This is a genomic window from Arthrobacter sp. SAFR-023, from assembly GCF_051965295.1.
Lineage (GTDB): Bacteria > Actinomycetota > Actinomycetes > Actinomycetales > Micrococcaceae > Arthrobacter.
In genome coordinates this window covers 205,594-214,888 of record NZ_JBQCMF010000007.1, presented here as the reverse complement: position 1 = coordinate 214,888, position 9,295 = coordinate 205,594, and the positions used below count along the sequence as shown (strand labels likewise).

The window sequence follows — 9,295 nt, the reverse complement described above, 5'->3', positions numbered from 1 at the left end:
GACTCACCCCTCACGCTCCTGGTCACCCTCATCGCCATCGCCCTCATGGTCGCCGGCTGGTACGCCTGCCGCAAACGCATCCACGAGATCGCCGAAGCCCGCGAAGGCTTCACCGGCATGTCCCCCGTCATCGCCAACCGCCCCGGCCCGGGCGGCGCGGACCGGATCTAACCCGGCAACTTCTTTCCCGGCAAGACAGCGCCACTGAGCGCGAACGGACACATGTGGCCCCACTCCAGGGGCCACATGTGTCTGTTCGCGCTTAAGCGGTTTCGGTCATTGACGGCCGTTGGGTGCCGGAGTAATTTACGACTAGCTGTGCTGAAAGCGCTGGGCCACAGGCCCTAAACCGTCGAGACGGGGACGAACCTCGTGTCTGAATCACGCCAAGGCAAACCGCGCGATGCTGCCGCCCTGCCAAGGTGCATCCGGTCTCCGCCGCTGTGGACGTCCTGCCCGGACTACTGCGCCTCCAAGAGCAAGAGGTTGGGCCCGCACCGGCTGCAAAGACAATCACCCGGCGCGGCCATGCGGCCGCCCCCAGATACCGGGGTGTGTGCCCCCGGATGAATCGGGAGTAAACCGTGGACAACAGTTCCTTCGAGGCCCTCCAGGAGAAAGTACGGGGCCAAGTCATCACGAGCGACCAGGCGGACTACGACGATGCGCGGGCCGTCTTCAACGGAATGATCGACAAACGCCCCGCGGCCGTCCTGCGCGTGTCGCAGGTCGCGGACGTCATCGCCGGCGTGAATTTCGCCCGTGACACAGGCCTGGACCTGGCGCTGCGCGGCGGCGGCCACAGCGCGCCCGGGTTCGGGACCTGCGACGGCGGCCTCGTCATCGACTTCACAGGCTGCCGGGGGGTGCGCGTGGACCCTGCCAATGGCACGGCACGAGCCGAAGCCGGAACGACATGGGCGGACTTCAATCACGCCACGGGTGCATTCGGCCTCGCCACCACCGGAGGCATCATTGGATCAACGGGCGTTGCGGGACTAACGCTCGGCGGAGGCATCGGCTACCTCGCCCGGAAGTACGGACTGTCGTGCGACAACCTCAAGTCCGCTGACGTGGTGACTGCGGACGGGAAGTTTTTGGTCGCCAGCACCACTGAAAATGACGACCTCTTTTGGGCGCTTCGCGGCGGGACCGGCAACTTCGGCGTCGTGACTTCCTTTGAGTTCAACCTGCACCCCGTGGATGTTCTCTACGGGGGAGTGATCATTTACCTTCTGGAGCACGCCGACGCTGTGGCACGGCTCTACAGGGATTACATCGCCACGGCACCGGAGGAAATGGGCGTCTTCCTGGGCTTCCACCAAGGCCCGCCGGTCCCGTTCCTGCCAGAGGAGTACCACGGGAAGCCCGTGGTAGTGCTGGTGGGCGGCTGGGCGGGCCCCCACAACGAGGGCGAGCGTCAATGGCAGCCGTTCCTTGACGTTGCGCCTGTCGCCGGCTCCTTCCTTGGCCCTCTGCCCTACACAGTTCTCAACACGCTCTTCGACCCGTTCTACCCGAAGGGCCTGCAGGCATATTGGAAGTCAGAGTTCCTGCCCGTTCTGAGCGATGACGTAATCCATGTGGCTGAGAAGTTCGGCGAAGGCATTCCCAGCGTCCAGACGGCCAACCACTTCTACCCGATTGACGGGGCCGTCCAGCGGGTCGGGCGGGACGAGACCGCATTTCCGTACCGCGACGTCAACTTCGCCGTCGACATTGCCTGCCATTGGGAGGATCCGGCCCACAACGAAGCCAACAAGAAGTGGGTGCGCGATTACTACGCAGAGCTCCACCCCCTCGGATCCGGTGCGGGCTACGTGAACTTCCTCGACGCCGACGACCAGACACACATCAAGGACACCTACGCGGGGAACTACGCCCGCCTCGCCGAGGTCAAGGCCAAGTACGATCCCGGCAACCTGTTCCACGTCAACCAAAACATCAAGCCGGCCGGCTGATACCGCCTGCATCACGAGCATTTCTGCACCTCTTCAAGGGGGCCGTCCGCATCTCCGCCGCACCAGTCGGTGGGCGTGCGTGGGGACAGCCGCAGAAAGTGGTGCAGAAATGCCCTTCGCCCTACGCGGGGAAGGTTCCTTCTGCCGCCATTCGGCCTACCATGGAGGCATCCGGGGTGAGGCCCGCGATGAGCGGTGCCTCCACGGTGCGTCGAAGGGCCGGACGAATGGACGTCGTTGTCATCGAAACCCCGCAGCTCGGGGACCGCAGCTACCTGGTCCATGACGGCCGCGTCGCGCTGGTGGTCGATGCCCAGCGGGACACCGACCGCATCGAGGAGGCCGCGAGGAGCGCCGGGGTGCGGATCACCCACGTGGCCGAGACTCACGTCCACAACGACTACCTCACCGGCGGCCTGATCCTCGCCCGCGCCCACGGAGCCAAGTACCTGGTGAACGCCGCGGACCAGGTTGCCTATGAGCGCGAGCCGGTTGAAGACGGCCAAACCCTGCAGATCGGCGCGCTCACGCTCCGAGCCGTGGCCACGCCCGGGCACACCCACACGCACCTGTCCTACATCGTCACGGACGGTCCGGGCAGGGCCGTATTTTCCGGCGGCAGCCTGCTCTTCGGCTCCGTTGGCCGCACCGATCTTCTCGGCCCCCGAGACACCGCCGGCCTGACACGGGACCAGTACGCGTCGGTCCACCGGCTCGCGGACGAGGCCGGACCCGATGCTGCCCTCTATCCCACCCACGGGTTTGGCTCGTTCTGCTCGGTCGGACCGGCCACCCGCGCGGAGACGTCGACCATTGCCGAGCAGTGCGAAGGGAACCATGCACTGACGGATCCGGATCCCGAGCACTTTGCGGCCGAGCTCATGGCCAATCTCTCCGCGTACCCTTCCTATTACGCCCACATGGCCCCCATTAACATGACCGGCCCCGAGCCCGCGGACCTGAGCCTGCCGGAGTCACTCGGCGCCGCTGAGCTGACGGAGCGGCTGGCGAACGGCGAATGGGTGGTCGACCTGCGCCACCGCGTGCTGTTCGCCGGCAACCACCTGCGGGGCACCGTCAGCTTGGAATACGGCTCGGGACGAAGCTTCAGTTCCTACCTCGGCTGGGTTCTCCCCTGGGGCGAAAAGCTGACGCTCGTCGGCAGCAGTGAGGATCTGCAAGATGCCATCCGCGACCTTTCCCGCATCGGCATCGAGCGCCCCGATGCCGCGGTGGGAACAGAACCCGGCGAACTGGCCCCGGGAGCTCCCGTCGCCTCTTATCCCCGCGCCGGCTGGCCCGCCGTCGTTCATGAAAAGCCCGGCGGCGACCCCGTGCTGGACGTACGCCGCAGCGACGAGTTTGCCGCCTCGCACGTGGCAGGCGCCATTAACGTGCCACTGCACGAACTGCTGGCCCGTCTGGCGGAACTGCCCGCCGGGTGCCTCTGGGTGCACTGCGCCACCGGCTACCGCGCCGGCGTCGCGGCCAGCCTGCTGCAGCGGGCAGGGCGGGACGTGGTCCAGATCGATGCCCGGTTCCGGGACGCCGCGGCCGCCGGGGTCGCCCTGCAGATGAAGCCGCTGCAGCGGGGGTGACGCGTCTGTCCGTGGCCGATGACCCGGTCGAAAATGCAAAGTCTAGGTTGAAAGGAGAACAACAATGGATGCTGAACGCAAAGTGGTTGTCGGCGTGGATGGCTCCGATTCCTCGGTGGAAGCCCTCCGTCTGGCGGCGCGGCTGGCACCAGGCCTGGGTGCGCGCGTCCATGCCGTAGCCTGCTGGCATTTCCCGGAGATGTATGCCGGATACATCCCTCCGGATTTCGAGGCGTTCGAGACCTCGGCTGCCAAGACCCTGGCCCAGTGCATCGAGAAGGCATTCGGACCGGACGTTCCGGAGACCCTGACCAGTGAGCTGGTGCGGGGTCCGGCCCCGGCCACGCTGGTGGAGGCGGCGGCCGGAGCGGCGATGCTGGTGGTGGGGCGCAGGGGCCACGGCGGGTTCATGGGCCTGCACCTCGGCTCGGTGAGCACCGCCTGCGTGGCGCACGCCCAATGCCCGGTCCTGGTGGTGCACACCAAGGATGACCACGAGCGCGCCCACCATTTCCGCAGGGGCGCCGCGTCCAGGGACGCACACAAGGACCCGGGCAGGGACGCACCCGTGGACACGGCCACGCGCTAAACCCTCCGCGTAACGCAACGCACCTGCAACCCCCTGACGGCGCGCCATCGCCTATGCTCGGCTGAGCAGCTCACAACTGGCTCAACGTCGAACCACGGGAGACAACCTCATGACCAACTGGCGGATCCGGGACTTCCACTCCGCGGACCTGGACGGCATCCTGCACCTCTGGGAGTCGCTGAAGGCCACCAACGTCGAGCCGGTCTATGCGCTCTCCGAGGTGCTGGCATCGTGCGAGAAGGACCATGCCGTAGTGGCCGTCCTCGGCGACCAGGTGGTAGGCGCCGCCGTCGGCCGTGCAGCCCACGACCAGGGCTGGGTCGTTTTCCTGGCCACTCTGCCGGAATTCCGCGGCCGGGGCATCGGCACTTCCCTGCTTGCCGCCGTCGAAAACCGGATGGCGCCGCACGGACTGAACAAGCTTTCGGCCCTGATGCCCGAGTCGGAGACCCGGGTGGAGGCCTTCCTGAGCCGCGGCTTCGTGCTCAAGAAGAACCTGCGCTACTTCGAGCGCACCATCCCCGTGCAGCGGCAGGAACTCGAACCCCTTAGCCTGCTGGGCGGACGCATCCTGGCGCGGGACCTGTGGGAGAACGTGGCCGGCATGCGCCGGGAAAAGGAACTCCTGGAGCGCCGCCTGGTCCTGCCGCTGGCGGAGGCGGACCTCGCCGACGAATTCGGTGTGGTGCCGCCGCGGGCAGTGGTGCTGTTCGGGCCCCCCGGTACCGGCAAGACCACCTTCGCCAAGGCGATCGCCTCCCGGCTGGAGTGGCCCTTTGTTGAAGTCTTTCCCTCCCGGCTGGCGTCCGACCCCAAGGGTCTGGCAGGCGCACTGCGGGAGACGTTCCTGGAGATCGCGGAACTCGAGCACGCCGTCGTGTTCATCGACGAGGTGGAGGAGATCGCCTCCCAGCGCGCCGGGGACCCGCCGTCTCCGCTGCAGGGCGTCACCAACGAACTGCTCAAGATCATCCCGGCCTTCCGCGAACAGCCCGGCCGCATCCTGGTCTGCGCCACCAACTTCATCCGCGCCCTCGACTCCGCCTTCCTGCGCCACGGCCGGTTCGACTACGTGATCCCCATCGGCCTCCCGGACCGGCAGGCCCGCGAAGCCATGTGGCAGCGCTTCATCCCCGCCGCCGTCGTGGACAACGTGGACGTGGAGCAGCTCGTGGACCGGACCAAGGGCTTCTCCCCCGCGGACATCGAGTTTGCCGCGCGTAGCGCCTCCCAGCGTGCGCTGGAAAAGGCAGTGTACGACGACGGCGGGCTGGCTTCCGGGGGCGGCGTGTCCGTCCGCGAGGCGGTCCGAAAAGGTCCCGCCACCCAGGACTACCTCGATGCCATCGCAGACACCCGCACCACCGTCAGCGACGAGGTGCACGAGGAGTTCCTGGAGGACATCGACGCCCTCGGCCGCGTGTAGCCTCTTCGCTGCAGCCAAAGCAACGCGGGGTCAGATAACGCCCATATGTGGGCCCGAATTGGGCGCTAAGTGACCCCGCGTTGCAGTCATTGCCGAGTCGAGGAGCAACGTGATCCTGTTTCTGACGATCGTCAGCGGAGTGGCCTGGACGGTTGTGTATGTCGAGGCGATCCGGCTGGGCGTCCGGGAACGCACCTACGCCATCCCGGCGGCGGCCTTGGCGCTCAACTTTGCCTGGGAGGCCATCTACGCCTCGCGGTCCCTGGCTACGGGCATATCGGCGCAGGGGATTTTCAACATCGTGTGGGGCCTGGCGGACGTCCTCATCGTCTACACCTTCCTGAGGTTCGGGCGGGCCGAGCTGCCGCCCTGGATCACGCGGCCGCTCTTCCTGGGCTGGGCCATACTGCTGGGCGTCACGTCATTCGCGGTGCAGCTTCTGTTCGTGGCTGAGTTCGGCTGGGACGACGCCACCAAGTACGCCGCCTTCCTGCAGAACCTGCTGATGTCCGGGCTCTTCTTCGCCATGTTCGTCGCGCGTGGCGGCGGCCGCGGCCAGTCGCCCATCATCGCCGTGGCCAAGTGGATTGGCACGCTTGCACCCACCATTGTCTACGGCGGTTACGGAAACTCGGCCCTGATCCTTGGCTTGGGAGCGCTGTGCAGCGTGTTCGACGTGACATACATTGCCCTGCTCTGGCGGGCGCGCGGACGCGCTACTGTTTGACTCATGCCCTCTAATCCGCTTCGGCACGCCGCGGCCCGCATGGGCGGCCGGGATCCACACCAGCCGCACCGGACAGCCACCCCACTGGAACTCTTCTTCGACCTGACTTTCGTGATCGCCTTCGGGGTGGCCGGCAGCCAGTTCGCCCACGAGATCGCGGAGGGACACTTCGGCGCCGGGCTGCTCGGCTTTTCCTTCGCGATGTTTGCCGTGATCTGGGCGTGGATCAATTTCACCTGGTTCGCCAGTGCCTACGACACCGACGACTGGGTGTTCCGGTTGGTCACCATGGTTCAGTTGCTCGGTGTCCTGATCCTGGCGATGGGCATCGAGCCCATGTTCCACTCCCTGGTGGAGGGGCGGCACGTGGAGAACACGGCCATCGTGGGCGGCTACGTCATGATGAGGCTTGCCCTGGTCTTCCAGTGGCTGCGCGCTGCCCGGCAGGATCCGGCCCGCAGGCAGACGTGCCTGCGCTACGCGGGATACTTGGCGGTGGTCCAGCTTGGGTGGATCGCTGTGCTGTTCATCCAGGCGGACGTCGCCACCACATTCCTGATGATTGCACCGCTCTATGTCCTGGAGTTGGCCACTCCGTACGCCGCCGAGCGGAACGCCACCACGCCCTGGCATGCCCACCACATCGCCGAACGCTACGGCCTGCTGGCCATCATCGCCCTCGGCGAATGCCTGATCGGCGCCGTAGAGACACTCCGGGCGATCGTGGCCAACCATGGCTGGTCGGTTGATGCAGCCCTGGTGGGTTTCGGCGGCACGGCACTGGCCTTCAGCATGTGGTGGATCTACTTCGTCCTGCCCGCCGGCCGGGCGCTGCACCTGCAGCGGCACCGTTCCTACTTCTTCGGCTACGGCCACATCCCTGTCTTCGCCGCAATCGCCGCCACGGGCGCTGGCCTGCACGTCGCCGCGTACTACATCGACCATGCCGCCCACATCAGCGCCGCCGTCGCCGTCGCCAGCATCGCCGTTCCCGTGGCCCTGTTCAAGGTCTCGCTCACGGCACTCTTCAGCGTCATGACGTGCGTCGACCGCACGCTCATCGCCGTCACCACCGGAGTGGTGCTAGTGCTCGGGGGAAGCGTGGCATTGGCGGCTGCGGGCGTCTCGGTTCCCGTCTGCCTGCTTGTCATTGTTGCGGCGCTCGGTGCGTCGATCGTCATCGATGAGCGCCGGAGCACGGATCTGCTTCACGCGGCGCTGGCGAAGCTGGAGCAGCGGTCCGAGACCGCCTGACGGGCTCCGCTACGCCCCGGGCCAGACCCAAGGGTCACGCGGCAGGCTGGCGGGCGAAAACTCTTTGAGGGCGTTCTCCAAGGAAGCGCCGGGGAGCCCCAGCGATTCCAAGATGATGCGCTGCACAGCTTCTGCGGGGATTCCGACGGCGGCCAGGTCGCCCAAGGTAACCGCGCCGTCCCGCTTTGCCAGACGGGCGCCGTCGGCGTTCACCACCAGCGGCACGTGGGCATATTCCGGAGCGGGCATATCTAGGAGAGATGCGAGATATGCCTGCCGGGGTGTGGACGGCAGAAGGTCATCGCCGCGGACCACCTGGTCTATGCCCTGCTCGGCATCATCCACGACGACGGCCAGGTTGTACGCGGTAACACCGTCGTTCCGGCGCAGGACAAAGTCGTCCACGACGCCCGTGAACGTCCCGTGCAGCACGTCCTCCACCGTCCACTCAGCCACAGAGGAACGCAACCGGATCGCGGCCGGACGGGTAGACCGCTTGAACTCGAGCTCCGCCGCTGACAACTGTCGGCATGTGCCGGGATAGGCTCCCTGCGGTGCGTGCGGCGCGGACGGTGCCTCCTGGATCTCACGGCGGGTACAGAAGCACTCATACGTCAGCCCGGCGGCGGCCAGCCGTCCGATGGCGGCCGTGTACAGCGGTTCGCGGTCCGTCTGGCGCACCACCGCGCCGTCCCACGTCATTCCGACGGCCGCCAGGTCCCGCAGCTGCACGGCCTCAGCCCCCGCCCGCGCGCGGTCGAGGTCCTCAACGCGCAGCAGAAACCGCCGTCCGGTGGAACGGGCAAAAAGCCAGGCAAGGATCGCCGTCCGGAGGTTTCCCACATGCAGCTCACCGGACGGGCTCGGTGCGAAGCGGCCAGCGCAAGTCATGCCATCCACCCTATGCCGAACACCACAAGAGCCCCTCAGCTACCGTGCTCCGGGGGGTTGGCCGGGGATCGGTAACTCAGGGGCTCTTGCCGTGCCTGTCCTGAACGGAACTGCGTTCCGGAATTCGAGGCACTTCCTGCGGAAAGACGAATGCGTGAACAAGTGTCAATCAGCGGCTGCCTCCTTGCGGGAAGCGTGGTCCAGGGAGCCGGGTGGTGTGCCGGGAGCCTGTAGCCTGCCGGCTGCGGGGGTAACCGTCGCCTGCGTTGCCACTATCTGAGCAGAACACTTACAGTAGGCGCAACGGGCACCGAACCGACTGGTCAATCTGACCGGTTGCGCGGCCCGGAACAGGACAGGAAGTGATCAGATTGCAGGAGCTCGACGCCACCGACCGGAGAATCCTTTCGGCCCTGGACGAGGATCCGCGGCTGCCAATCATGGTCCTGTCCCAGCGGCTGGGCCTGGCCCGCGGAACAGTACAGTCGCGCCTGGAGCGGATGACGGCGTCGGGCGCTCTCCGGCCCAACAGCAGCCGTGTACTGCCCGCAGCGCTGGGCCGCGGCGTTGCCGCCGCGGTCAGCGCCGAACTGGACCAGAGCCACCTCAACGAGGCCATCGCTGCGCTGCGCGAAATCCCGGAAGTACTGGAGTGCCACGCCCCTGCCGGCGACACGGACCTGCTGATCCGGGTGGTGGCCACCAGCCCTGATGACCTTTACCGGGTTTCCGAGGAGATCCGGCTGTGCCCGGGAATCGTGCGGACGTCCACCAGCATGTTCCTGCGCGAGGTGATTCCCTACCGGACTACGGGCCTCCTAGAACACTGACAAAACCCCCTTGGATAGG

Annotated in this window: 8 protein-coding genes; 7 read left to right on the top strand and 1 reads right to left on the bottom strand. The window is 66.7% G+C overall.

Going from position 1 to position 9,295, the window contains the following annotated elements; genetic code table 11:
- The first annotated feature begins 584 nt into the window (after window positions 1–584).
- The 6 genes from ACTHQX_RS10025 to ACTHQX_RS10000 all read left to right on the top strand — a co-directional run bounded on the left by ACTHQX_RS10025 (window position 585) and on the right by ACTHQX_RS10000 (window position 7,555).
- Window positions 585–1,961 (top strand): FAD-binding oxidoreductase, encoded by a 1,377-nt coding sequence (locus ACTHQX_RS10025; protein WP_440157264.1) that lies wholly within the window; start codon window positions 585–587, stop codon window positions 1,959–1,961.
- Between the two features lie 227 nt (window positions 1,962–2,188).
- Window positions 2,189–3,559, top strand: a complete 1,371-nt coding sequence (locus ACTHQX_RS10020) for an MBL fold metallo-hydrolase (protein WP_440157262.1) — start codon at window positions 2,189–2,191, stop codon at window positions 3,557–3,559.
- 64 nt (window positions 3,560–3,623) lie between these two features.
- Window positions 3,624–4,148, top strand: coding sequence for a universal stress protein (locus ACTHQX_RS10015; protein ID WP_440157260.1), 525 nt, complete (start codon window positions 3,624–3,626; stop codon window positions 4,146–4,148).
- Between the two features lie 109 nt (window positions 4,149–4,257).
- The gene (locus ACTHQX_RS10010) at window positions 4,258–5,574 is read left to right on the top strand and encodes an ATP-binding protein (protein WP_440157258.1); all 1,317 of its coding nucleotides are present in this window, start codon (window positions 4,258–4,260) and stop codon (window positions 5,572–5,574) included.
- Between the two features lie 109 nt (window positions 5,575–5,683).
- The gene (locus ACTHQX_RS10005) at window positions 5,684–6,301 is read left to right on the top strand and encodes a transmembrane-type terpene cyclase (RefSeq protein ID WP_440157256.1); all 618 of its coding nucleotides are present in this window, start codon (window positions 5,684–5,686) and stop codon (window positions 6,299–6,301) included.
- A 3-nt stretch (window positions 6,302–6,304) separates the two neighbouring features.
- On the top strand, window positions 6,305–7,555 hold the full coding sequence (locus ACTHQX_RS10000) for a low temperature requirement protein A (protein WP_440157254.1): 1,251 nt from the start codon (window positions 6,305–6,307) through the stop codon (window positions 7,553–7,555).
- A 9-nt stretch (window positions 7,556–7,564) separates the two neighbouring features.
- Here ACTHQX_RS10000 and gluQRS read toward each other — a convergent pair whose 3' ends face one another.
- Window positions 7,565–8,446 carry a tRNA glutamyl-Q(34) synthetase GluQRS gene (gluQRS, locus tag ACTHQX_RS09995; protein WP_236805760.1) on the bottom strand — a complete coding sequence of 294 codons (882 nt, stop codon included), beginning with the start codon at window positions 8,444–8,446 and terminating at the stop codon, window positions 7,565–7,567.
- Between the two features lie 371 nt (window positions 8,447–8,817).
- Here gluQRS and ACTHQX_RS09990 point away from each other — a divergent pair, with 371 nt between their 5' ends.
- Window positions 8,818–9,276 carry an Lrp/AsnC family transcriptional regulator gene (locus ACTHQX_RS09990; protein WP_190243046.1) on the top strand — a complete coding sequence of 153 codons (459 nt, stop codon included), beginning with the start codon at window positions 8,818–8,820 and terminating at the stop codon, window positions 9,274–9,276.
- The last annotated feature ends 19 nt before the right edge of the window (window positions 9,277–9,295 follow it).

Coding starts and splice junctions, on each gene's coding strand:
- ACTHQX_RS10020 (WP_440157262.1), top strand. CDS start 2,189: ATGGACGTCGTTGTCATCGAAACCCCGCAGCTCGGGGACCGCAGCTAC.
- ACTHQX_RS10015 (WP_440157260.1), top strand. CDS start 3,624: ATGGATGCTGAACGCAAAGTGGTTGTCGGCGTGGATGGCTCCGATTCC.
- ACTHQX_RS10010 (WP_440157258.1), top strand. CDS start 4,258: ATGACCAACTGGCGGATCCGGGACTTCCACTCCGCGGACCTGGACGGC.
- ACTHQX_RS10000 (WP_440157254.1), top strand. CDS start 6,305: ATGCCCTCTAATCCGCTTCGGCACGCCGCGGCCCGCATGGGCGGCCGG.
- gluQRS (WP_236805760.1), bottom strand. CDS start 8,446: ATGACTTGCGCTGGCCGCTTCGCACCGAGCCCGTCCGGTGAGCTGCAT.